We start from the raw sequence: 25,044 nt of genomic DNA on the forward strand, positions 1-25,044 counted from the left end.
GGCGTGTATCGAAAAGGAGAACGAAATGAGTAAAACCGCTTTGAGCAAGTTCAGACAAGCTGTTCTGCAGATACCGCTGTGGTTGTATTTTATTGTTTCGGTCTACCCGTTGTTCTGGATGGTTTCCTACTCGTTCAAGAACAACGATGAGATCTTTGTCTCTAATCCATTTGGACTGCCGACGCATTTTCGTTACGAGAATTACATTAATGCCTGGACGCAGTTTAATATTCCCCGTTACTTTCTGAACAGTCTGGTCGTATCAACGATTTCGACTCTGTTCATCCTTTTACTGGCTCTGATGTTTGCCTTCGCAGTGGCTCGTATGAGATGGAGGTTTCGTTCTGCCGTTCGGACTTATATGATCATAGGAATGTTTATGCCACTGCAGGTTATCATGATACCGCTGGCGATTCTGGTTCGCGATTTTCATCTTACCAATACGTATGGAGCTCTTATTCTTCCTTATATCGCAATTGGCCTTCCTTTCTCGTCCATGATTTTTTACGGATTTCTTATAGGAATTCCTAAGGAGATTGAAGAGGCGGCATGCATGGATGGAGCTAATATTTATAGACTGTTCCTGAAAATCATTTTGCCACTTGCATTGCCCGCAATTGCGACGGTGGCCATTTTTCAATTCTTGAACAACTGGAATGAGTTCACTTTGGCCTATATTCTAATTTCTGATGAAAATATGAAGACATTACCACTCGGATTGCTTTTCTTCCAGGGTTCCTACAGCACGGATTGGGGAGCCATGGGAGCTGTTATGACTATGGCCTCCTTACCGATGGTACTCGTCTATCTGTTCTTGAGTGAACAAGTGGAGCGGGCGATGACGGTAGGTTCGGCTGTAAAAGGATAGAAAGGATAGAAAGGATAGACTGCCCGGGGTTGAGAATCAGAAAAAGATTCTCAACCCCGGGCAGTTTTGTTATGTACATACGTTAGTTCAATCCGACGATGGTCTGTAGGTAATCAGAAACCTTACAGCAAAGAAATGTTTTAGTAAGTTTAAACTACTGCTCGCTATGACGAAGCTGATTATGATGGTAATAGTTAGGCAAGGAAAGAAGTGAGCAGAATTTGAAAGATCCAAAGCAATGTTTCAATGAAACATTAAAACTCGTAAAAGGACCATTATAACAGTAACAATAACTTACCAACTTCAATCGAAATAGAAGCGATAAGCATTAATATGGATATTAAAGATCTGGAGGATCTATATTTATTTTGTAAATCAGAACTCTTGGGCTATCTTTTGAGAAATATTGCATAACAAACAGGATGCTGAAGATTTATTGCATGAATGCTTTATTCAGTCGAATTCTCTTGATGGCAAGTAATGACGAGCAAAGAACTACTTGAATTGCGTCTAGTTCAAGAATACTCCATAAAAGAAACGGCTAGAATTTTAGACAAAAGTGAAAGCTCTGTGAGGTCTTCGCTACACAGAGCTCAAAACGCATTAAATTAAGATATATTTCCTGAACTGATTTGGATGAAAAGCGGAGTAGACATAGAGTCTGCTCTTTTTTTGCTTGATACAGAGATATAACAATAAGATCGATATTTTCCACCATAATAGATAATAAATATCCCCTTTTTTTGGATTGTTTCTATTTATAATGAAAGCGCACCCATAACAATCAAAGGAGCTGATTTGTTTTGACACGTAACAAACGCTTAAGAAGATTGTCCACCGCCATGTTAACGGTGCCTATGCTCACGATGTTCGCTTCAGGTGCAATGGCAGAGCAGGAATTGAACAGACATAAGCCTCCGGTTTCTACTGGAAGCGGCGTATTTTATGAAATTTATATCAATTCTTTTTATGATTCGAATGGAGACGGACACGGTGATTTGAAAGGAATCACACAAAAACTTGATTACTTAAACGATGGCAAACCCCATTCGGGTAAGGATTTGCAGGTCAGCGGCCTCTGGCTTATGCCCCTAAATCCATCTCCAAGCTACCATAAATATGATGTAACTGATTACTATCAGGTGGACCCGCAGTATGGGAGTCTAAATGATTTTCGCACCTTGATGAAAGAAGCGGACCGAAAGGGCGTCAAGGTGATCATGGACCTTGTTATCAATCATTCGAGCAGCGAGCACCCATGGTTTAAGGAGGCCAGTGCCAACCCACAAAGCAAATACCACAACTATTACGTATGGGCGGATGAGAACACAGATCTGGATGAAAAGGGCTCGTGGGGTCAGCAGGTATGGCATAAGAATCCGAACGGCGAAGGATATTTCTACGGTACATTCTGGTCGGGCATGCCGGATCTGAACTTTGACAATCCCGAAGTCCGCAAAGAAATGATCAAAGTCGGCAAGTATTGGCTGCAGCAGGGTGCAGACGGGTTCCGGCTTGACGCGGCGATGCATATTTTTAGAGGACAGACGAAGGATGGTGCGGATAAGAACATCGCCTGGTGGAATGAATTCCGTTCCGAGATGGAGAAGGTAAATCCAAATGTATATCTGGCAGGAGAGGTATGGGACAAACCGGAGACCATTGCTCCTTATTACGGACCGCTTCACTCCCTGTTTAATTTTGACCTGGGTGGAACGATTTTGAACTCCGTGAAAAACGGCCGGGATCAGGGTATCGCGACATTCGCCGAGAAAACGCTGCAACTGTACAATTCGTATAATAAGGCGGCACTCGATGCTCCGTTCCTGAGCAACCATGACCAGACCCGTGTCATGAGCGAACTGGGCGGGGATGTACGAAAAGCCAAGCTGGCCGCTTCCATTCTTTTGACGCTTCCGGGGCAGCCATTCCTGTATTACGGGGAAGAAATCGGCATGAAGGGAGAGAAGCCTGATGAGTATCTTCGTGAGCCTATGCGCTGGTACAAGGGAGATGGCCCTGGTCAAACGACGTGGGAGAAACCCAAATACAACACAGGCGAGGTATCGGTGGAAGCGCAGCTGAGGGACGATGATTCCTTACTGGAAAGCTATCGCACACTCATCCGTCTGAGGGAAGAACATGAAGCTTTACGCAGCGACAGTCTGCAACCTATACAAGCAGGTTCTGCCAGCGTGACCGCATTTAAACGTACTTCAGGCAAAGAAACAATGTATGTATATCATAACCTGTCTGGAGAGCCGGTTACCTTGCAGATAAAAGATTTCGATAAGGGTAAATGGAAAGTGGTCTTCTCCACCTCAAAGGATGTAAAGGTGAAGAAAGGAACAGTTACAATTCCGGCTTACAGTTCTCTAATTACCGAAGAAGACAGAAAGAGCTGAATATAGGGCAAAATTACCGTTCAGATGAAGCAGGATATATATCTATGAATCCAGTTTGGGGTGTTAACAGCACCCCATTTTTCTATATAAGTTTTGCTGCATACGAATAGAGGATTTAAAACTCTCAGGAGATCAGTTATATGTCAAAAAAACAGTTTTTACAACAGTTGTGTGTTGAACCGGGAAATTACTAGTTTCAACTAGACCACTTCGATGCAAAGCACGCCCCTTAGAGTACACACAGGGAAGGATAAATGACATTCTCCCGTGTATATTCCAAGGGGCATTATTTAATACCCTCAATCATAGTAAAGATCGGACGATTCCATATGATTATAAAGGGAGTATACCTTCCGGTACCTTTCAGCTCTTGCTCTTAGCAAGCAACTGCTCATCGAACGGTAGATTCTCTTTGATCGCCCACAGGTCGTCATAGCTGAGAATCCAGCGATCGGCTCTGGACAGATCCTGCCGGCCGGAGCCGGGGTTGTGAAAGCCGATGCAGTACATTCCTGCACTTTTGGCTGCCTGGACCCCGTTCTGTGAATCCTCAATAACGATGCAATGGGCCGGTGCAATGCCTAGCTGCTCGGCGGCGTATAAGAAGATGTCCGGTGCCGGCTTACCCTGCAATACCTCTTCACCGGTGATTCGAATGTCGAAGTAACGGCCAAGTCCTGTCTTTTCCATAATGAGATCAATCAGCGCCCGTGGAGAGGAAGAGGCCACCGCGACCGGAATCCCTTTCTCTTTCAGCCAGTCCAGCCACCGCTCCAGTCCGTCAATCGCCACAAGGCCCTCGTGCGCAATCATCGTCTGCATCACATTTTTTCGGTGATAGGACAGGGCCTCTTCCACCGTATTGGTGAGCTGATGCCTGTCCAGCACTTGACGCCACATGGATTCGAGTGTCACTCCGACATAGGTGTGATGCTCTTCTTCCGTCATGGGCGCACCGAAATGGGCAAAGGAGCTGCGTTCGACCTCAAAGTAAATCGGTTCGCTGTCTACTAACACACCGTCCATGTCGAAAATGACCGCTTTGACCGGAACGGACGCTGATAGGTCTCCTGTGCATTCATTATTGGTCGGTGTAACATGATGGATGCTCGTCATGTCCATTCTCTCCCTTGTTAGTAGCTAAATTTAGTTGCCGGAGCCATTAGATTGCAGTACAATCTTGATCGCCTGAGACGAAGGCTGAAGTGTCCGCTCGCTGATATTGCATCCAAGCGTCTTAAAGGCTTCATGGTAGTCATCAAGCGGATACGAGTGGGTTATGATTTTTTTGGCGGGAATGATTTGTTGCTCAATCAGGTAATGCGCCGTGGAAAACGTGCCCAGAGAATCAATCGAGCCGATGATTTTAAGGCTACGGTCAACTACCTCTTTCGGATTAAACGAACTTATCCCATCTCTCAGCCCCACCAGCATCAAATACCCGCCGCTCGCAAGCTGGCTTAGTACCTCAGTGCCGACCACTCCTGTGGTATCCACAATCATGTCCACCTGATTTTTTAACGGAGCCAGCTCATGAATGGCCGACTCCAGTGTGGCGTGCGCGGACCACCGTTCGGGAGCAATAGAATCCGCTATAGCGAGCCGTTCCTCCGAGATGTCAACAAGGCAACCAGTTATGCCTTTCGAAGCAAGAGCATAACTGTACAGAATCCCGATCGGACCTGCGCCTAAAATAACGGTTGTGAAGTTCGGCAGCAGGTGAATCTGGTTGATTCCGGTCAGCATACAGCTCAGCGGTTCGGTCAGCGTCGCTTCTTCGTAGCTGATATGGTCCTTCAGCTTGTACAAAAAACGGTCCTCAGTCACATAATAATCGGTGAACGTACCGTCGGCGCTGACTCCGGTCTCGGTTACGGATTTGTGTGTGCAATGATTCTGTCTTCCTGTCCGGCACATTTCGCATTGGCCGCAGTAGTATGTTGGATCAATCACCACCCTGTCCCCAGGCTGCAGTGAACTGACGGCTGATCCTACAGCGATCACATCCCCCGCTGATTCGTGGCCCAAGATAGTGGACGGAACGGCATGATATTTGCCACTAATGATACCTAGGTCCGTACCGCATACGCCTGTCGCCCGAATTCGGACGAGTACATCGTTATCTTTTTTTATCTCCGGGATAGGTCTTTCCTCAAGTGCGACATCCCAAGCCGATTTGTATACCAGTGCAAGCATAAATAGTCCTCCTTTTGCCTGTTAGGCAGATGGTTAGTGAAGGGTGGTCAGAACAGCGTCAAGCCGCTTGGCAATTTCGACAATTTCATCTTCCGTAGCCGTGAGGGAAGGTCTCACTTTGACCACATTGCCGTAACCGTAACGGGAGCCTCTGAGAATCAGCTGCTGTTCGGCAAAAGCGCGGTCGATAATCGCATTGCTCTTAACTGCGTCTGGGGCATTATCCTCATCGACAATTTCCAGTCCCCACATCAAGCCGACTCCGCGAGCCTCACCAATGATGCAATCGTGCTTGTCGGCCATCTCCGTCAGCAGGGTTCCGAGCAGGCTTCCTTTGGACCGAACGGCTTCCAGAAAACCGGGTTCAGATACAACCTCTAGCGTGGCTTTGGCTGCCGTAACCGAGATTAGATTGCTACCTGAGGTGAAGGAGTGCTCGTGCTTCTCGAGGACATTAAGACGAGACTGCATCAATACCGCTGCTACTGGTACACCAATGCCGCCGAGACCCTTAGCGAGAGTAATGATATCTGGTTGGATATCAAATAGCTCACTTGCGAACATGTAGCCTGTCCGCCCAATCCCGGTCTGCACCTCATCAGCGATTAGGATCAGTCCGTACTCGTTGCACAGCTGACGGAGACGCTTAAAATATCCTGCAGGTGGGATGATATTGCCTCCGTTGCCCAGGATGGGTTCAATAATCATGCAGGCCACAGAGCCTGAGCTTGCATACTCAATAGCATCCGATATGGCTTCGACGCATTGATAGCCACACTTGTCAGGCGAAGAATTAAACGGGCAGCGATAGCAGTAGGGAGCAGGTACATGCAGGGAATTTGCTGCAGCCGAGTTGGGAAACTTCCTCCGCCGGAAGGCGTTGCCGGATATGCCTGTTGCGAACTGGGTCTGCCCATGATGGGATAGATACAGGCTGATTATATCGAGCGCTCCCGTATATTTCTGGGCTAGCTTCACAGCGCATTCGTTCGCCGTAGAGCCGGTAATATCTCTCATCCATCCCGCGTCAATGCCGTTCGGCGTATACTGGATCAGATGATCCAAGACTTCCTCGACGTAAGGCTCGGTAAAGGATGAGGACATGTGGGCAAGATTGGCGACTTGTTCCTGTACTTTGGTGACGACATGAGGGTGATTGTAACCGAGTGAGAGATTGAAGGTGCCAGATACGCCATCTAAATATTCCTTACCCGAATCGTCAATCAGAGTAATGCCTTTTCCGTATCTGAAGCGTTCTTTGGTTAAGGTATGCACGATGTTCCCCTCCATATCAGAATATACATTCTCATTAAGTACATCCTTAAAAAATGTACTGCCCTGCTACTACATAAAGCGGTGGGCCTCACCTCCCCCAAGAATAAAGAATCTCATCCTTCCTTGCCCTGATGGACAAGGGAGTCAACTACCCGTCTGCTCCTGCCATTCCACAGATGCGAGAAAATGACCGCCAGCAGCAAAATTAGGCTGAAAGCCGCCAAAATCCAAAGGGTAGCCGTCACCGACCATTCGCTCATGCTCCAGCCTGTTACATATTGAAGCACTGCTCCGCCAATTCCGCCTGACGCAATTAGAATGCTGGTCGTTCTCTCGGTCATTCCCGGAATCAGCACGTTCGCATAGACGAGGGCAATACAGAAGAGACCGGACATGAATAACCCTGCACCAAAAATCAGAAGGTATGTAGCCCACTGACTGGAGACAAACGCCATTGCGACCAGAAAGCAGAAAGTTCCGATTCCGCTCCAAAGCAGGAAAGGAATATATCCTGCGGACTCTGCAATCTTCCCTGAGAACATGCGGCCGATGATCATCGCAATCCATAGTATGCTAACACCCAACGAAGCTACGGATTCCCGAATCTGCAGGGTCTCGATCAGAATAGAGGGCAGGAAGTTCATGAGCCCCAGTTCAAGCCCCATGTAAACAAAGAAGAATACAATGAATATTCCCAGTAACACACGGTGCTGTACAGAGTACCGGGCTTGTTCGACCGATCGCTCAGAGGTTTGGAGATCTGCTTGGACAAGGTGGGAAGAGGAGGAAGTAGGCATGGTAATCCAGAATAGCCCCAGAATAAACGTCAGAAGGGAGATGGTGTAGAAGGTCAAATACCACATTCCAAGCCAGATATACAGGCTTACCACTGCGGGAATGAGCAGTGCACCAAGTGCAAAATAGACATCCAGCTTGGACATGGCTACGGCTTTCTGCTCTTCGGTGAACTCAATCGTGAACGCTCCGATGGACGACTCAATGATGCCTGAGCCGAAGCCAACCCAGATGGTCATCACGATAACCCAGGTCCATGAGGGGAGTACCCCCAAGATGACATACCCTGCTACGATACTAACCAGGGCAATGGACAGCATAGACTTGCGACCGATGTGTAGAGCCATGAAGGGGGAGAACAGAACACCGACAAGAAATCCGAAAAACTGAAGGAACAACAATAATCCGCCATCGCTGTACCCCAGTCCATAGTAAGGCAGTAGGACCGGCAGTAATGCTCCAAGCACCACACTAGTAATGCCGATTAACAGATAGAAAGCACAACTTAAAGCGAATAGTCTCTTCAAGGTCCGTCCCTCCATAAGTCTATATTTTTTATATGGATTCTGTTGCTTTACTAGATTATACCTTTTTCTTGGAAATGTACATACGTAATTATATAAAAATTGTAAAAATAATCGTTCGATAATTTTACACGTATTTGCTTAATCCAGTTAAGGCGAAACCTGTTTATCTGAAGAAACTGCATGCGGAAGGGAGAAATAAGATCAGCCCAAATTGTTTTCGGGCGCCAAACCGCTCATAATTGAGGCATAACTTTGTGTTTGCAAAATTAGGTTAGTAAGGATACCTAATAGTTGTTTTACTTAATACAACTATGATTGATAGGGTAGGAAAAAGAATGTTAACCGCTTACAAGTTAAAAGGGAGAGGGAATTTATTCGAAAGTCGAGAAGGAGAAAAATGAAGAAGGCAAGAAGAAAAGCAGTGCAGCATAATTATCAATAGTCATGTGTACGGCTTTTTTGAACTTTACAACAAAAGGAGTCTACCAAAATGAATTTTTATTTAGAAATCCCGGAGCTTGACCGACATTTTCCTTTCCGGAGTTTTATTAATAAAGGCGACGTGCTTTGCTATCCTCATTGGCATAAAGAAATTGAAATTATTTATGTGACCCAGGGAACCTTGGATCTGGGAATTAACGATATTTCGATACGCATGAAACAAGGTGAAGTTCAGTTTATAAATGGGGGTGATGTTCATTATTTCTTGGCTTCTCCCGACAGCGAACGGGTGGTTATTCAATTTGATCTGAGCTTTTTTCAAGAGGTTTCCACATTAAGTGATCAGAAACGCCCTCTTAGATATATATTTACGGAGATGGAGCAATCAAGCTGGAACTGGCCAGAAGAAACAGTAGCTAAAATGCTTCCTCTGATTCAAAGCATTTATGATGAGAACGTCAACCACCACGAAGGTCATGCCTATATGATCAAAGCCAAGTTGTTTGAGATGTTGACTCTTATTATGCGTGAAGTGCCGAGAAGCATGACGCCAAGGCTTCCTGAAATCTCTGAAAGACCCTTAACACAATCAAAGGACACCCTTAATAAACTGGAACGTATTTTTGAGTATGTGGAATGCCATTATCATGAAACCATCTCGCTGAAGAATGTCGCTAATTATATGGGGTTCAGTCCCTATTATTTCGCCAGGCTATTTAAGAAGAATACGGGGATGACCTTTGTAGCATTTTTGAATGATTATAGACTAAATAAGGCCAAATGGATTTTGCTGAATGAAAACAATTCGATCACTGAGGTCGCAGAGGCAGCAGGGTTCAGTAGTGTAAAGACGTTTCATCATCTCTTTAAAGAAGCAACAGGAACATCACCATTGAAATACCGCAGGACAATATTCGGGAATAAAACAGCAAGAAATGAGGAGGAAAGCTTTTCATGAGATTTGTATGATAGAGCTATCCGACGAAGTGAAGGGAGAGTTACGAGGACATTAAAATTTATTGATCTATGAGCAACCACTTGATACACGGTGGGCTTAAACCAGGAGTGGAGGAAGATGAAAATGGGCAATCGTATATACAATGTAGTCATTATCGGTTATGGAGGCATGGGAAGCTACCATGTTCAATTGATCGAATCTAATCAGCAACTTGCCGTTGGCGGTGTATATGATATTGTCGATTACCGAATGGAACTGGCTGCGGCTGCCGGCTATAAAACCTATGCCAGCCTGGATGCCGTCCTTGCCGATCAGGCCGTGGATATTGTTTTGATAGCAACACCTAATGATGTTCATAAGGAAATCGCGATCCAGGCACTGCAAGCCGGAAAACATGTCATTTGTGAAAAGCCGGTTACGATAACGAGCGCGGATTTACTGGACATTGTTGAGGTGGCGAAGAAAGAAAATCGTGTGTTTACAGTACATCAGAACCGTAGATGGGATGAAGACTTCCGAATTATCAAAGATATAATTGGCAATAAGACCGTGGGTGATCTTTTCCACTTGGAATCGCGAGTTCAGGGGGCTAATGGCATCCCAGGTGACTGGCGGCAACTAAAGGCATATGGAGGAGGAATGCTACTGGATTGGGGAGTACATCTGTTGGACCAGCTGCTTCAGATTACGGACAGTAAAATAGAAAGCGTAGCTGCTACCCTTAGCTATATTTTGGGGACTGAAGTGGATGACGGCTTTACCAGCTTTATTGAGTTCAAGGACGGTCTGACCGCAGTCATTGAAGTGGGTACAACCAATTACGTAAAGCTGCCGCGCTGGTATATTAAAGGAACTGAAGGAACCGCAATGATTAGAGATTGGGATTTGAGTGGAGAGATCGTCACCCGAAATCCAGATGTCGCTCACGTGGAACCCAAGCCGATTCAAGCAGGTCAAGGATTGACGAAAACGATGGCGCCGCCGTCTGAGGAATCTACCCTTAGGTTCCCGATTGAGAAAATACCTGCTGCTGCAGAAAGCTTTTATGAGAATTTTGTCTCTACCATCGAAGGAAAAGCGGAGATTGCGATCAAAAATGAAGAAGTACACCGTGTACTGGTGCTGATTGAGACGATTTTTGAGGCGGCAGCAACCAAAAGCGTGATTCGAAGAACTATTTAAATCCGCTCTATTTTTCGATCCATCATAAGAGAGAGATATAGGATCCTGGAGAGAACCAAACAGTATTGATCTAATGAAATTTTGGGATGCATTTAAGTAATCAGTAAACCTTTGAATGGTGAGCAAAATAATTTTGCCCACCATAAAACCAAGCGGGTATCGCTCCACAATCGAATTCTATTGCTTGATCATTTTTAAGTTGCTGAGATTTCGAATAGGTTTAATTTACACGTAAAGAGAAAAGAAGTTTTTACATAAAATCCGCTATTTCCTCCTTATAAATCAACATATTCTACTCTGAATTCTTCCATAAAAACATAAAATAATCCATGAGAGTGATAGAATAATCATTTGTATGAGAAAAGAGGAAGGGAGAGATCGTTTAATGTAGTGTGCGACCAGAAGAATATAGATGAAGGGACGTAGAGAATGAGGAGTTATAAACGAAGATCCTGGAAACGCTAATTTTCACTCATGATTACGGGGATACTTGTATTAACATCTGTAATTGTTGTAACGCCGATCAATGCTGCACACGATAAAGATATAAAATCATACAGGATGTTGTGTACATCTACTCTAGCCGCTGGGGTGCAAAAGGTTTATTGTACTTTGATCTCCCGGATAATCCTGCCTCCGGTAAGATCGGTGAACACGGGTCTTTCTTGAAGCCAATTTTTTAAAAGAAGCATGAAGGAATGACATTCCTAGGAGTGTCGGTGATTTGAGGTTTTAAAAACACACTCATAAACATATGGGTGTGTTTTTTGGTGTTGAGGATGAGTCGTTCATGCCATTAACTGAATTTTATCATGATTAAGTAATTCGCCATATTCCTCTTCATAGATTGAAAGTAGCACAGATGACAAGAAGTGTAGCATTTTCTGCAGCTTATTACGTTAATGTAGACACCCTAACATACTTAAGAGTATTCTTATGTGTACTTAAGAGGAACCCCATCGCAACCAAAACTAATGAATATGCAAGTAGATAAAGGAGGTCCATATATATGAAGTCTCACACCTCTGACCGTATTAAAATCCCGCTAGGATTGTGGGCAGGATTATGTAAGTTAGGGTTTGGCGCCCACGACGTAGCTCGCAAAGCACGATTGCCGATCACCATTAGTACTGAAACAGTAGTCACCACCGCTCAATATTTCGCGATTTGGCAGGCATATTCTGATCTCATTGGTGACACTGCACAAGGAATCATCAAGCTTGCGACCGTCTTTGATACAGCCAAGTACCCACCGACTGTCTTAGCGACTTACCATGCTCGGGACTACCGCGACGCTCTAAACCGAATGGTTCGGTACAAACAACTGTGTCCCCCGGAAAACCTACATATCACTGAGAAGGGCGAGCACTGTACAATTGATCTGGAATGGCTGTCTCCCGAGCAATCTGGCCCGCCGATGCTGGTGGGTATTACGCTGGCTTGTCTTCTGGAGATTGGACGCCGGGGGACAGGTCAACCTTTGACAGCGCAGCTTGTTGAATTTTCGCACTCCATGGGCGATGTACAAGCCCTTGAAGCATACTTCGGCTGTCGCATCCGAATTGGTGCAAAATGTAACCGACTGACGCTACATCGAAGAGATTTGGACCGTCCCTTTGTCTCGTACAACAAAGAGTTGCTGGGAATCCTGACTCCTGCTCTGGACCGATCGTTGGATGAGCAGCAGCGCAGCCGCTCAATTACTGAGATGGTCAAATGGATCCTGAAACGTAGCCTTACAGGAGGGCGTCCTGACATTCAGGCTGTGGCGAAGGAGCTCAGTATGAGCGATCGTACCTTGCAGCGCCGGCTTACTGACGAAAATACGAGCTTCAAGTTTCTATTGACACAAGCTAGGCATGAGCAGGCACGAGAGTACTTGGCAGACCCCTCGCTCGATATTAAAGAGGTGGCATTTTTGATTGGATATGAAGACCAGAATTCGTTTTACCGCGCCTTCCGCCAATGGGAGGGTGATACACCTTCAAATTGGCGGACTGAACACTTAGGTACAAACTCGATATCAGGAGCACGTTAGGACTGCCTAATGAGTTTTATCATTTGGCGTGTTAAACAAGAACTTTGGCGCAATATGCTAGTTACTGGACAATCCAGACAAGATAATATAATCACTATCCAGAGCTCAAGACTGTTTTAAAAAAGGAGAAGTGTATTATGGATATGGGATTAAACTATAAAACAGCTTTAGTTACAGGATCAACGAAAGGCATAGGTAAAGCAACTGCCATTGAACTAGCCAAAGAAGGTGTTAATGTACTAATTAATGGACGAAATTATGAAGAGGTAGAACGAACTGTAAATGAAATTAAGTCAAATTTCCCAGCTACCTCCCCTCAAAATGCGACTGCCGATATTGTGGATATTGGACAAAGAGAAGCTTTATTTGAAAAATACCCTAGTATTGATATTTTGGTTAACAATACGGGTATTTATGAAATTATGCAATATGAGGACGTAGACGATGAAGTATGGGAAAAATACTTCCGTACTAACGTTCTTGCTGCAAATGGATTATCAAAATTTTATTTACCTAAAATGTTGAAAAATGATTATGGCCGCATTATTTTTATTGCGAGTGAAGAAGCAATTATGCCTTCAGGACAAATGCCGCAGTATTGTATGACAAAATCTATGTTGTTATCATTGTCAAAAAGCTTATCTAAATTAACAATAGGGACAGAAGTTACAGTCAATACGATCATGCCGGGACCAACACTCTCTGAGAATGTGCACCAAATCATTGAGAGTATGTATCCTCATGAAGATATGACTTTTTCAGAAAAAGAGAAAGATTTTATGGTTACAAACCTGCCTCAATCTGAAATACAGCGATTTATCAAGCCTATTGAAATAGGTAGACTAGCTACATTTGTATGTAGTCCTTATGCATCTGCATTTAAAGGTTCTCCAATCCGTATGGATGGGGGAATGGTACCGACTATTTTTTAGCGCTTGTGGAGAAGCTTGCTGAAATTAGCGCTGACATTGCGGAACATTATAATAAGATGAAGTCAAATATCACTCGAGGGTAGGATGAGGATCATGAACCATTTTGCTATGTATGGAAAGTTGACGGCACGTCCAGGGCAAAGGGACGCTCTTGCAGACATCTTGCTAGAAGCGGCCGATCTGTTGAAGTCGAATAATGACTGCTATTTGTATATAGTCAATGTGTCAGACGACGACCCGAATGCGGTGTATGTGACCGAACTGTGGAAAGATGCAGATGCCCATGCAGCCAGCCTTAAGAACGAAGAGGTACTGGCGTCGATACAACGCGGCCGACCGTTGATTATTGGAGCGGAGCCCATTAAACTGCGTGCTCTAGGGGGAAAAGGCCTGTAGGGTCATGATGCAGTTGCTGCTACCACTGCAGCCGATCACTCGGTTGCTTTTAAGCTAACCAGCAGGATAGTCCTAATGAAACACTTTTGAAACATGTGAAAGGTTGGCAGATAAAATTGGCCCTGGTATAATAAGGGTAATTCACTAAGGAGAGATTTTTTTGTCTGGAGCTGTTCTTTACTAATCCAATTCCATAAAAAGAGGTTTTCATGCACCTACTATTCGTCTGCCCAATTTTTGTATTACGGGTGGGGATTTGAAAGCTTCGGAATTAGTTAAGAACAACGGATACTACCAGATCCTTAGGGATACCTGTTATAATGAGTCCAATCCGTGCTGGTTCAGCGCGGATTTTTTTGTGGCAAAATAGCAGGTGATATGAGGGTAGGAATGACGTATGTTCATTCCTGCCCTTTTCTAATTTTAGCAAAGGGGGATAGAAGGGAATTACTCCAATTTGGTCCAATACAACCAGACTTCTTGAATGAAAGATTCAATCTAAGTAAGTAGAAAGGTGGACAATACATGAAACTTCAAACGAATCGGCTCCTATTAAAAACACTTGATCTTAATTTAATCGAAGCAGCAGCCCAACGTGATATAGGTGCTATTGAAGCTTTGGGTTATAAAACCAGTGATGAATGGCCGGGTCCTGATTTCTTTGAAGCTTTACCTTATTTTCGAGAACTTTTGATAAAAAATAATGGCACTAGAGGTTTTGATTCTTGGATCATTGTGGAGAAGGATACCCAAGAAATTGTTGGAGGGATTGGTTTTTTAGGAGATCCTGATCAGAACGGTAAGATTGAGATCGGTTTTGCAACGAATGAAAGTCATCGCCGCAAAGGCTATTGCTATGAAGCCGCTCAAAAATTAATAGAGTGGTCCTTAAATCATGAAGAAGTCGAAATCGTAACGGCAAGATGCGTACCTGACAATAACAGCTCTAAGAATTTGTTATTGAAGTTAGGATTTCAAATTGATCACAAAGATGAAGAATTTCTTTATTGGAAATATCAAATGAAGAAAGTAGGAGGGGGTCAGCAGAAATGATCCGTCGAGATCTAGATAACGTAGATTTCATAAGAGCAAATTTAATGGGGCCTAGTTCGATTATCATGCTCGAGGAGCTATCGAAAAATTTGATTCTGCAGAAAGGAATGCGAGTGTTGAATTTGGGCTGTGGGACCGGACTTACTTCTATCTATCTGGCGCAAAAGTTTGACATAACCATATTTGCTGTCGATTTATGGATTAGTGCAACTGAAAACTATAGAAGATTCAGAGAGTTTGGTTTGGAAAGCCAAATTATCCCCATCCATGCAGATGCCTGCCACTTGCCTTTTGCGGAACAATACTTCGATGCAGTTATAAGCGTAGATGCGTATCAATATTTTGGAGCGAATGAGCTTCCCAGTCCTATGGGGTGGAATTCGCTAAACTAACTAAAAACGATAGTTCAACGCTACCAAAAACAGCCGAGCGCTCGGCTGTTTTTTAACTAACGGGCAGATTACACTAATGCAGATTCCTCATCGCATGAAGCGGTTAATCGATGCTAGGATCGAACTTACAGGCTTAGGTCAAAAGAGTAAAAAGCCAGAACGGCCTATGAAGGCCTCCACAAGCTTCCTCAATTCCCGACGGGTCTACCCGAATATGGAGAGGCTTTAGAACTTGTATCCATAACATTTTTAAACACAGATTGTCGATATTCCAAAATACTGTTTAACAGTGCTTTTTTCTCTCTAATATCATCATTTTCTTTTGAAATGCCGATATAAAATTGAGTCTATAGAACTATTTTATACATAAATTTTACCTAAAGGAAGTGGAAAGAGATGTTGAAAAAGAAATGGCTTATCACCCCGTTGGTTGCGACGACACTGTTTTTCGGTCAATCTGCATTCGCGGCAAACACGTTTCCTGATGTGGAAGGAACAAAATATGAATGGGCTGCCGAATCGATTCGTTCCATGGTTGACAAGGGCGTTGTCAAGGGCTATGCAGATGGGACCTTCAAGCCAAGCAAAACCATAACGAAAGCGGAATTTGTACATATGTTTCATAAGCTTTTTCCAGAAATCGATCATTCTTCCGGCGAACCTTCCGACTTTGTGGATGCGCGTAAACACTGGGCGAATAAAGATTTTGCAGCAATATTCAACGGGGACTACGTCTGGCCGTATGCTGAAAGTGTGGGCGGAAAATATCCAAACTATCAATTCTATGTCAAACCTGACAAATCATTGACCCGCTGGGATGTGATGATGATCGCCTCTCTTCGGACGGATTATACCAATCAGACGCTTCATCCTGAGATTGAGGAAGTGATTTCCGCAGCTGCGCAGTACAAGGATATGAAAGTTCGTCAGGCCAATTATAATGACAATTTCTCGGCCTACTATCCGGTGCTGTACATCGACAAGACTGGAGAAGAGTACAACTATGATGGAGATTCCCAGGATCAAAAGGCAGAAGCATTCTACACCCTAACCAAGATGGGAGTCCTTACTGCTAATGAAGGATACCTTCACCCAAAAGCGCTAGTCACACGGGCTGAAGCTGTTACCATTTTACAGCGTTTGTACGAAGCTACAACGAAGTCAGTGGAGGATCGACACTAGCCGCTTGCACATTGTAGCCATTAAGGAAACTGCATAAGAGATAAATCGCTTTGCATTTTTCTACTTATTTAGTTACGTATCTATGACGACGCCTAACCGTCGATTACTGTCGAATGAAACAATGTATAAAAGTCGCCAAATTGGCGGCTTTTTTGTTTTAACGATAGATGCCAGTCAATAGTTTAGAATATGAAATTTTCATGTAAATTCATTAAAAAGCTGAAAACAATTCCTTTTTTTAAACAAAAGAGGGGATTGTTTTTGTTTATAAAATATATGTATTATATATCACTGTACTTTAATTCATTTTAATGTTTATAATAAATTAATAGCCTTAATCTATGTTTTACTACACTCATCTATGATGCTGAAGTTTCTAAGTATCGAGCCTGAACTTCCAGCACTCTCCATTTTTTTACACTTCCAAGTCTACTTACACACTTTTTATTTCTAACTACATCATGAAACTCAAAAACGATTTACTTTAACATGTCGATTACTGTTTGTTTGTGGCAAGACATTTTGTTGTTTTTGCTGTATCTATTTTAAATACATAGGAATGTGAACATCTGGATCCCATAAAACATTTGTTTTACCGCTTTTTTTATGGTGAGGAAAGGGGTTGGACATGAATCGCATGACTTTGCTTTTTTCGGGACAAGGATCTCAGTATGTCGGGATGGGAGCGGCATGGCATGACGGTTTTTCAGAGGCAGGTCACATTTTTGAAGAGGCTGCTGATATTTTGGGGTATGATTTGAAAACTTTATGTATGGAAGGACCCATCTCTCAATTATCGAGAACATCCTACACCCAGCCGGCACTTCTCACGATCAGTGTCATCGCATTCAGACGTTACATGCACGATGTTGGGATTATTCCTGAATTTTCGGCAGGACATAGTTTGGGTGAGTACTCTGCATTGGTAAGCAGCGGAGTCTTGTCGTTTGGCGATGCTTTGCGGGTGGTGCAAGAACGAGGACGCTTTATGGAAGAAGCCTCAGAGGCCAGAGTGGGTTGCATGGTTGCTGTTCGTGGGGCTGATTTAAATCTGCTAGAAGAGCTGTGCGATCATTATGCCGTAACCAGTCAGCCTATTACCATCGCATGTTATAACTCTTCCTATCAATACGTCGTTTCTGGTCATCATGTCTCTGTTGCTGCGGTGGCGGGACAATTAGAGCAACGCGGGTTCCAAATTACCCGTTTGCAGGTAAGCGGCCCTTTTCACAGCCCGCTTATGCAGCATGCTGCTGACCGATTAGCATTGGAACTGCAAAAATATACGTTTCATGAACCACTGTGGCCTGTCATTTCTAATGTTACAGCACTGCCATATACGGATGCCAACAGCATTCGTCAAGGTTTGCATTTGCAAATGATCCGTCCAGTGCGGTGGATACAAACGATGCAGTATATGGAGAAACATGGGGTGAAGCAGGGGATTGAATTAGGACCGCGAACGGTGCTGAAAAACTTGGCAAAGGAAACAAACATCGCTTTTGAGGTGCTTTCCTTGGACAGAGACTTGGATCGGATTGAACTGGAACGTCGTTTTTCGATCCGTGATTGGTTGGTCAAACCGCTGGCGGTGGCGATGTCTACACCCAATGCCAATTGGAATGAGGATGAGTATCATAAGGGGGTTATTTTACCTATTCGCAGGTTGGAAGAGTTACTCAAAAGCATAGAATCGGACAACTCTTCTTCTGCTTATGAACTAAGACGCGAAGCGCTGGAGTGTATTCGCCTGATATTGCAAACCAAACAAGTATCTGCAGGAGAGCAGGAGGAAGTTTTAGACCTTTTGAGGAGGGATCAGGATGGAACAGTTTCAAACTTTAATTGAAATCATTCAGGACCGAGCCAGTAGAGCTGAAAATGGGATTATTTTCATTTCAGGTGATACACAGGAGGAGTATGTAAGCTACAGTCAGCTTCTGGAGCAAGCACTGCAGGTGCTTCATCAATTGCAGGAAAAAGGAGTACAGCCTGGTAATAAGCTAATTATGCAAATTGAAGACAATCATACCTTTGTGAATGTGTTTTGGGGCTGTCTGCTCGGAGGAATCGTCCCCGTACCTGTAAGTATCGGGAATAATGATGAACATAAAATGAAGCTGTTTAAAATCTGGAGTACCCTTACTTGCCCTTACATGATTGCGGATCATAAAGTACTAGAGCAGCTAGAAAAGTATTCTCACCAGCATGAGATGCTGGATTTCTTTGATTCTGTAAAAAAAGCGACCTTTTCTAGTCATGATTTTGATTATTCCGATCAGAACAAAGGGACCATACATGAATCCAGACCGGAGGATTTGGCGTTTATTCAATTTTCCTCTGGTTCGACAGGTGATCCTAAGGGAGTCATGCTGACGCATGAGAATCTCGTATACAATATTCGGGATATCGCCAGTCAAACGGGAATGACTTCAAGTGATGCGTATCTGGGCTGGATGCCACTCACACATGATTTGGGGTTGATCGCTTTTCATTTAACTTGTGTCATCGCCCATGCCAAGCAACTCATTATGCCAACAGCTCTTTTTATAAGACGTCCTTCATTATGGCTAAAAAAGGTGTCGGAGCATAAGGTGACTCAAATCTGTTCTCCTAACTTCGGCTATAAATTTTTCCTTGATCAATATAAATCTAAAACAGCGGATAACTGGGATTTGTCAAGTGTTCGTATGATTTTAAATGGGGCTGAGCCCATATCGGTGGAGCTTTGCCATGTATTTATGGAAGCCATGAGTGTACATGGATTAAATAAAAATATCATGTATCCTGTATACGGCTTGGCAGAGGCCAGCGTAGGTGTCTCCACTCCACCTTTGGATAAAAATAATTTTGTTACCATTCATTTAAATCGGCAGCAGCTGCATGTAGGTGAACCTATAGAAGAAGTAGATTCATCCGATAAGCGTTGTCTTACGTTTGCGGATTTGGGCTACCCCATGGCCAGCACCTCCGTTCGTATTTGTGATGAGCAAAATCAGGTGCTAAAAGATGATGTAATCGGATACACTCAAATTCGCGGCAAAAATGTGACTGCGGGGTACTATAACAATCCCGAGGCTACCGCAAAGGTCAAGACAGAGGATGGCTGGCTCATTACCGGAGACTTGGGTTTTATGAGAAACGGACGACTGGTGATTACAGGTAGAGCCAAGGATATTATTTTCGTGAACGGCCAGAACGTTTATCCGCATGATATCGAAAGGATTGCAGAGGAACTGGACGGGGTGGATCTGGGGAAAGTAGCTGTCTGCGGTGTACATGATGCACAAACTCGACAGGATCGTATTGTTGTTTTTGTGATGCACACGAAAAAAATAGAGTTATTTTTGCCAACAGTTCAAAGGCTGAAAAGCCATTTGAACTATCGGGGAGGATGGCATATTCAAGATGTAGTTCCAATCCGCCGTATTCCCAAAACTACTAGTGGAAAGGTTCAGCGCTACAAGCTAGCTCAGAGCTACGAGCAGGGAGAATTTGATGCAGTATTGGCATCCCTGGCGGAGGCCACTCAAATTACACAGGTAGCGAACCATGCCCCTATTCATCAAGGTGAGATCGAGCAAAAACTGATTGGGATTTGCCAAGCTATTTTAAATGTACAGTCAATTGGAACGGAAGACAGCTACTTTGATATCGGCGTAACTTCCTTACAACTCGTTCAGATCGTGGACCAATTAGAGGAACAACTCGGGATTCATATTGAGGTAACGGACTTCTTCTCTTATCCGACTATCGCCAAGCTAGCTGGATATATATCCAGTCAGAATTTAGGTCATAAGGTGATTACAGCACCGCAACTGGAATCCAAAGAGGAGGTAGAGGACTTGGATATTGCTATCATTGGCATGTCCGGTAAGTTTCCTCATGCGGATACACTGGAGCAGTTTTGGGCGAATGTAGCTTCCGGTACAGACCATATCAGTCCATATAGCGACGAAAGAAAAAAGGATGCCGAAGCTTTTATTTCCCGTCTGAATATGGAAGGGAGAAACATGCAAATCGCCGAAGGTGGCTATCTGGATGAAGTCGACAAATTTGACTACACCTTCTTCAAGCTAACTCCACGGGAAGCTTCTCTGATGGACCCGAATCAGCGTTTATTTCTGCAAACTGCTTGGAGCACGATTGAGGATGCAGGCTATGGAGGAAAACAGCTGTCGGGGAAAAAGGTAGGAGTGTATGTTGGATTCTCCAAAACCAGCTTTGAATATGAACGATTGTTGTCCGAAGTGGAGCCAGGGGCGCTTCCAAACTTTGGCATAGGCAATCTTCCGTCCGTTATCTCCAGTCGGATTGCGTATTTGCTTGATTTAAAAGGCCCGGCACTGACCATTGATACGGCATGCTCCTCGTCACTCGTGGCGGTACATCTGGCGTGTAAGTCGATTTTGAATGGAGACTGCGAGATGGCTTTGGCCGGTGGAGTGAAGACCATTTTGCTGCCGTTGAAAGCTGGCATTGGCATGGAATCCTCCGATGACCGGGCACGAGCATTCGACGATCAGTCGGACGGCACTGGCTGGGGCGAAGGCGTTGGAGCCGTTCTCTTAAAGCCGCTTCGTCAAGCGGAAAAAGACGGAGATCACATTCTGGGTGTGATCAAAGGAAGCGCGATTAATCAGGACGGCAGTACGATTGGAATTTCCGCGCCCAATGCGCTGGCTCAATCAGAAGTCATTTCGCAGGCGTGGCGTGATGCACGGATCGATCCCGAGACGGTAAGCTATATTGAAGCCCATGGTACTGGCACCAAGCTGGGTGACCCCGTTGAAATTAAGGGCATTACCCAAGCATTCCGCAAATTTACACAGCGCAAGCAGTTTGTGGCGATAAGCACGGTCAAAACGAATATTGGGCATTTATACGAAGCTGCTGGGATTGCGGGATTGATCAAATGCGTGCTGTCAATGAAACATCAGCAAATTGCACCGCTCGTTCATTTTCGCACACCCAACCGGAACATCCATTTTGAAGAATCTCCGGTGTATGCCAACACTAGACTGAGGGAATGGAAGACAGACGGATTCCCGAGAAGATGCGGGGTGAGTTCCTTTGGCTTCAGCGGGACAAACTGTCACGTGGTGCTGGAAGAATATATAGCGAAAAAGGGTGCGGACCAAGAAACCACCGACCGAAAAAATGGATCATCGCCATTGCTGCTGACACTATCGGCGCGAACTGAAGGAGCTTTAAGCGAGTTGATTGCACGGTACGTGGATCGCTTTGAACGTGAGAAAGAATTGCCGATGGAGGATGTATGCTATACGGCTAACACAGGCAGAAGTCACTTAACATATCGAGTGGCTGTGATAGCCGAAGGAGCGGAGGCCCTGAAAGCGAAATTACATCAGCTTCATGAGCAGGGCAAGGCCATTGAAGGTGTATACATTGGGAAAGTAGATAGTAATGTTGGTACAGAAACAGCCGTCGGAAGCTCAGACACTTTGCAAGCACTGGAGCAAGTAGCAGTGAAGTACGTACAGGGGGCACAGATAGACTGGGACACGCTATACGCAGGTCACCCGTACAAAAGGATTTCGCTGCCTACGTATCCGTTTGAAAGGAAAAGGTGCTGGATTCATGTTCCAGAACAGGTTCGAGCGGAGCAGACTGCACCCGTTTATAAAAATACAATAGTAAGGGAGTCTGAAATTATGGAGAATGAGTATTCGACGTCAGCGTCGTTTACGGAAAAGCATAAATATTCCATTCAACAAAAGCTAGCGAAAATGATCGGTAATGTGTCACAACTTAGTCTTGAGGAACTGGAACCGCGAACACATTTTCTAGAACTAGGGCTGGACTCCATTAATTTGTCCCAGGTCCGCCACAGCATCAAGGATACATTCGACCTGGATGTCCCAATGAATGAATTTTTTGAATCGCTGACCACGCTTGAATTGTTGACTAGCTACGTTGCAGATCAGGTGAGTTCCGTTTCTGACGAGGCAGCAGTTTGTGCTCTGGAAAGCCAACCGGAAATACCCCTTAATCGGGTAGATGCTACTACAGTATCAACCTGGACAGGGCAGGATTCCAGCGCAATTGGTACATCGACTCATGGAATAGTTACGTCCGGGCAAGAGCCATTTCAAAGCACAACAGTTATAGCGACTTCTGCTGGTATCGAGCAGATTTTGCAGCAGCAGCTGCACGTGATGTCACAGCAGCTTGATGTGCTCCGAACTCAACCGACTCCTCCGACATCCGTTTCTCAATCATTTCAACCGGAAAGGGGTTTGTCGTCAGCAAATAGAGGAAGCGCAGAGATCATTGAAACCAAACAGGAAGTCGCAACTGCATTAGCTACTGTTTCACCGGTACTAGCTGTTCCGAAGAAGGCAGGCCATGAAGCAAAACCGTTTACGCCTTATAAAAAGCTGGAGGTCAAAGCCCATGAATTGCTTTCACAACGACAAGAACAACATCTGCAAGAGCTGATTGAGCGCTATACTGCTCGGACGCGAAGCACCAAGCAGTACACTCAGCAGTATCGGTCTGTCTACGCGAATAACCGTAATGTAGCTGGCTTCCGGCCTATTTTAAAGGAAATGGTCTATCAAATTGTATCTCAACGTGCAGACGGGGCCAAAATTTGGGATTTGGATGGGAATGAATATGTAGATTTGACCATGGGCTTTGGTGTTAATCTGTTTGGACACAATCCAGCCTTTATCCGTGAAAAAATTGAGGCAGAGCTAAAGAACGGCATGTGTGTCGGACCTATGTCCAACATGGCAGGACAAGTCGCCGAGAAGATTTGCAAGCTGACCGGTGTAGAACGGATCGCTTTGTACAATTCCGGCACTGAGGCGGTTATGGTTGCTCTTCGTTTGGCGCGTGCTGCCACCGGGCGAGCCAAAGTAGCCATTTTTGCCGGCTCCTATCACGGTACATTCGATGGGGTGCTTGCGTTGGGTAGCGCTGGCAACAATAAGGAGCATTCCACACCTCTTGCGCCTGGCATTTTGCAGCACATGGTGGACGATATCGTTGTACTTAACTATGGAACGGATGAATCGCTGGATTATATACGCACACATGGGCAGGAGCTGGCTGCTGTGCTAGTGGAACCAGTGCAAAGCCGTCGTCCCGATTTTCAGCCGAAGGCCTTTTTACAAGAGGTTCGTCAGATTACGGAGCAATCTGGTACAGCTTTTATTTTTGATGAAGTGATTACAGGCTTCCGAATTCAACCGGGAGGCGCTCAGGCGTGGTTTGGTGTACAAGCTGACCTTGTGACTTACGGTAAAGTTATTGGCGGAGGGATGCCAATCGGTATCGTAGCAGGGAAAGCCGCCTTTATGGATGGGATTGACGGTGGCACCTGGAGCTTCGGAGATGGTTCCTATCCTCAGAATGAGCATCGGCGAACCTTTGTAGCCGGAACGTTCTGTCATCACCCGCTGGCGATGGCGGCATCCCTAGCAGTGTTGGATTATTTGGAAAGCCACGGCGAACAGCTGCAAAATCAGTTGAACAGCCGTACTTCGGCGTTGGCAGCAGAGTTAAATAGTTACTTTACCCATGAGCAGATACCCATGAAGATTGTTCACTTTGGTTCACTATTTCGCTTCGTACTCAAGGGTGATCTGGAGCTTTTCTTCTATCACATGCTGGAAAAGGGTATTTACATCTGGGAAGGGCGGAACTGCTTCTTGTCGACCGCTCATACGGAGGAAGATATTGCGCGGATCATACAAGCTGTCAAGGACAGTGTAGATGAGCTGCGTAAAGGGGGCTTCTTGCCTGATCTGACCCCGATCGGGAAAGGCCCAGGTCCAGGTAAGCGAAGTGTGTCTATAGCTGACCCTTCAGAAGTATCGACAGTGGATGTGGATGAAACGGTCATTCCACTAACCCCGGATCAAAGGCAGTTCTGGTTCGTTTAATGTCAAGAAACGAAGTGACTTCTTAACATGCGAACTTATATTAATGTGAGACGTTAAGTGAATTGGCCAATCCCGTATTATTTTGCCGAAAAATTAAGTAAAGTGCACCTCGGCGTCTTTACGCTCCAAATTTGATAAAATGTCAGGTTCTATTCTTAGGACTTGGCATTTTTAGTAGTGCGGGTACCAATTATAAAAAAAGCCAGTGGAAGAAAATCGCAATTGGGCTGTGAGGCTGCGCTGAATCGACAGGAGTCAAACAAAGGTCATATTTTGCAAGTGGTTGTAATCGCTCGTAAAGGGCAGAGCAACCATATTAAAGCCTTTGAGTCTTTAATTTGAGCTTTGAGTGTCGTGAATTTTAAAGTTTATGAGGACGCATGTCAGCGGGTAAAAGAAAATATTTGAGTTTTTAAGAATCAATACTGGAAAAAAACTATATCCTGCATAATAAGTTGAATTAAAGAATTTAGCCATTAATGGTTTAATAA

Annotated in this window: 17 protein-coding genes; 13 read left to right on the forward strand and 4 right to left on the reverse strand. The window is 44.7% G+C overall.

What is annotated here, in order from left to right:
• The first annotated feature begins 25 nt into the window (after window positions 1–25).
• From MHI21_RS12705 to MHI21_RS12715, 3 genes are all read left to right on the forward strand, one after another.
• Entirely contained in the window at window positions 26–868 is an 843-nt protein-coding gene (locus MHI21_RS12705) for a carbohydrate ABC transporter permease (RefSeq protein ID WP_341161421.1), read from the forward strand.
• 480 nt (window positions 869–1,348) lie between these two features.
• Complete coding sequence (locus MHI21_RS12710; protein ID WP_342420142.1) at window positions 1,349–1,480, forward strand: sigma factor-like helix-turn-helix DNA-binding protein; 132 nt, start codon at window positions 1,349–1,351, stop codon at window positions 1,478–1,480.
• A gap of 191 nt (window positions 1,481–1,671) precedes the next feature.
• Window positions 1,672–3,273 carry an alpha-amylase family glycosyl hydrolase gene (locus MHI21_RS12715; RefSeq protein WP_165179842.1) on the forward strand — a complete coding sequence of 534 codons (1,602 nt, stop codon included), beginning with the start codon at window positions 1,672–1,674 and terminating at the stop codon, window positions 3,271–3,273.
• A 363-nt stretch (window positions 3,274–3,636) separates the two neighbouring features.
• On the opposite strand, the gene MHI21_RS12720 is transcribed toward MHI21_RS12715, so the two are convergent.
• The 4 genes from MHI21_RS12720 to MHI21_RS12735 all read right to left on the reverse strand — a co-directional run bounded on the left by MHI21_RS12720 (window position 3,637) and on the right by MHI21_RS12735 (window position 8,066).
• Window positions 3,637–4,389 carry an HAD family phosphatase gene (locus MHI21_RS12720; RefSeq protein WP_342420143.1) on the reverse strand — a complete coding sequence of 251 codons (753 nt, stop codon included), beginning with the start codon at window positions 4,387–4,389 and terminating at the stop codon, window positions 3,637–3,639.
• A 30-nt stretch (window positions 4,390–4,419) separates the two neighbouring features.
• Complete coding sequence (gutB1, locus tag MHI21_RS12725; protein ID WP_069291925.1) at window positions 4,420–5,469, reverse strand: 2-amino-2-deoxy-D-mannitol dehydrogenase GutB1; 1,050 nt, start codon at window positions 5,467–5,469, stop codon at window positions 4,420–4,422.
• Between the two features lie 33 nt (window positions 5,470–5,502).
• Window positions 5,503–6,744 carry an aspartate aminotransferase family protein gene (locus MHI21_RS12730; RefSeq protein ID WP_165179840.1) on the reverse strand — a complete coding sequence of 414 codons (1,242 nt, stop codon included), beginning with the start codon at window positions 6,742–6,744 and terminating at the stop codon, window positions 5,503–5,505.
• Between the two features lie 113 nt (window positions 6,745–6,857).
• Entirely contained in the window at window positions 6,858–8,066 is a 1,209-nt protein-coding gene (locus MHI21_RS12735) for an MFS transporter (RefSeq protein WP_342420144.1), read from the reverse strand.
• 490 nt (window positions 8,067–8,556) lie between these two features.
• Between MHI21_RS12735 and MHI21_RS12740 the strand changes: the two genes are divergently transcribed.
• The 10 genes from MHI21_RS12740 (at window position 8,557) to MHI21_RS12785 (ending at window position 24,553) form a co-directional block, all read left to right on the forward strand.
• The gene (locus MHI21_RS12740; RefSeq protein WP_341161417.1) at window positions 8,557–9,465 is read left to right on the forward strand and encodes an AraC family transcriptional regulator; all 909 of its coding nucleotides are present in this window, start codon (window positions 8,557–8,559) and stop codon (window positions 9,463–9,465) included.
• A 117-nt stretch (window positions 9,466–9,582) separates the two neighbouring features.
• The gene (locus MHI21_RS12745; protein ID WP_069291929.1) at window positions 9,583–10,647 is read left to right on the forward strand and encodes a Gfo/Idh/MocA family oxidoreductase; all 1,065 of its coding nucleotides are present in this window, start codon (window positions 9,583–9,585) and stop codon (window positions 10,645–10,647) included.
• Between the two features lie 1,009 nt (window positions 10,648–11,656).
• Window positions 11,657–12,685 (forward strand): helix-turn-helix domain-containing protein, encoded by a 1,029-nt coding sequence (locus MHI21_RS12750; RefSeq protein WP_341161416.1) that lies wholly within the window; start codon window positions 11,657–11,659, stop codon window positions 12,683–12,685.
• Window positions 12,686–12,822: 137 nt separating this feature from the next.
• On the forward strand, window positions 12,823–13,617 hold the full coding sequence (locus MHI21_RS12755; protein WP_341161415.1) for an SDR family oxidoreductase: 795 nt from the start codon (window positions 12,823–12,825) through the stop codon (window positions 13,615–13,617).
• 93 nt (window positions 13,618–13,710) lie between these two features.
• Window positions 13,711–14,013, forward strand: coding sequence for a putative quinol monooxygenase (locus tag MHI21_RS12760; RefSeq protein WP_028541298.1), 303 nt, complete (start codon window positions 13,711–13,713; stop codon window positions 14,011–14,013).
• A gap of 525 nt (window positions 14,014–14,538) precedes the next feature.
• Window positions 14,539–15,066 carry a GNAT family N-acetyltransferase gene (locus MHI21_RS12765; protein WP_342420145.1) on the forward strand — a complete coding sequence of 176 codons (528 nt, stop codon included), beginning with the start codon at window positions 14,539–14,541 and terminating at the stop codon, window positions 15,064–15,066.
• Window positions 15,063–15,458, forward strand: a complete 396-nt coding sequence (locus tag MHI21_RS12770) for a methyltransferase domain-containing protein (RefSeq protein ID WP_238808385.1) — start codon at window positions 15,063–15,065, stop codon at window positions 15,456–15,458. The genes MHI21_RS12765 and MHI21_RS12770 overlap by 4 nt, the downstream gene beginning before the upstream one ends.
• A gap of 396 nt (window positions 15,459–15,854) precedes the next feature.
• Window positions 15,855–16,640, forward strand: a complete 786-nt coding sequence (locus tag MHI21_RS12775) for an S-layer homology domain-containing protein (protein ID WP_341161413.1) — start codon at window positions 15,855–15,857, stop codon at window positions 16,638–16,640.
• 628 nt (window positions 16,641–17,268) lie between these two features.
• Window positions 17,269–18,489 carry an ACP S-malonyltransferase gene (gene fabD, locus MHI21_RS12780; protein ID WP_341161412.1) on the forward strand — a complete coding sequence of 407 codons (1,221 nt, stop codon included), beginning with the start codon at window positions 17,269–17,271 and terminating at the stop codon, window positions 18,487–18,489.
• Window positions 18,464–24,553 carry an aminotransferase class III-fold pyridoxal phosphate-dependent enzyme gene (locus MHI21_RS12785; RefSeq protein ID WP_342420146.1) on the forward strand — a complete coding sequence of 2,030 codons (6,090 nt, stop codon included), beginning with the start codon at window positions 18,464–18,466 and terminating at the stop codon, window positions 24,551–24,553. Before fabD ends, MHI21_RS12785 begins: the two co-directional genes overlap by 26 nt.
• Window positions 24,554–25,044 lie beyond the last annotated feature (491 nt).

Origin of the sequence: Paenibacillus sp. FSL H8-0168 (assembly GCF_038592955.1) — a bacterium.
In the GTDB taxonomy this organism is placed as follows: domain Bacteria; phylum Bacillota; class Bacilli; order Paenibacillales; family Paenibacillaceae; genus Paenibacillus; species Paenibacillus polymyxa_B.

What these genes read in the sequence shown, in the direction of transcription:
- MHI21_RS12740 (WP_341161417.1), top strand. Translation starts at nt 8,557, where the DNA reads ATGAATTTTTATTTAGAAATCCCGGAGCTTGACCGACATTTTCCTTTC.
- MHI21_RS12750 (WP_341161416.1), top strand. Translation starts at nt 11,657, where the DNA reads ATGAAGTCTCACACCTCTGACCGTATTAAAATCCCGCTAGGATTGTGG.
- MHI21_RS12770 (WP_238808385.1), top strand. Translation starts at nt 15,063, where the DNA reads ATGATCCGTCGAGATCTAGATAACGTAGATTTCATAAGAGCAAATTTA.
- MHI21_RS12755 (WP_341161415.1), top strand. Translation starts at nt 12,823, where the DNA reads ATGGATATGGGATTAAACTATAAAACAGCTTTAGTTACAGGATCAACG.
- MHI21_RS12760 (WP_028541298.1), top strand. Translation starts at nt 13,711, where the DNA reads ATGAACCATTTTGCTATGTATGGAAAGTTGACGGCACGTCCAGGGCAA.
- MHI21_RS12720 (WP_342420143.1), bottom strand. Translation starts at nt 4,389, where the DNA reads ATGACGAGCATCCATCATGTTACACCGACCAATAATGAATGCACAGGA.
- MHI21_RS12705 (WP_341161421.1), top strand. Translation starts at nt 26, where the DNA reads ATGAGTAAAACCGCTTTGAGCAAGTTCAGACAAGCTGTTCTGCAGATA.
- MHI21_RS12745 (WP_069291929.1), top strand. Translation starts at nt 9,583, where the DNA reads ATGAAAATGGGCAATCGTATATACAATGTAGTCATTATCGGTTATGGA.
- MHI21_RS12765 (WP_342420145.1), top strand. Translation starts at nt 14,539, where the DNA reads ATGAAACTTCAAACGAATCGGCTCCTATTAAAAACACTTGATCTTAAT.
- fabD (WP_341161412.1), top strand. Translation starts at nt 17,269, where the DNA reads ATGAATCGCATGACTTTGCTTTTTTCGGGACAAGGATCTCAGTATGTC.
- MHI21_RS12775 (WP_341161413.1), top strand. Translation starts at nt 15,855, where the DNA reads ATGTTGAAAAAGAAATGGCTTATCACCCCGTTGGTTGCGACGACACTG.
- MHI21_RS12710 (WP_342420142.1), top strand. Translation starts at nt 1,349, where the DNA reads ATGACGAGCAAAGAACTACTTGAATTGCGTCTAGTTCAAGAATACTCC.
- gutB1 (WP_069291925.1), bottom strand. Translation starts at nt 5,469, where the DNA reads ATGCTTGCACTGGTATACAAATCGGCTTGGGATGTCGCACTTGAGGAA.
- MHI21_RS12785 (WP_342420146.1), top strand. Translation starts at nt 18,464, where the DNA reads ATGGAACAGTTTCAAACTTTAATTGAAATCATTCAGGACCGAGCCAGT.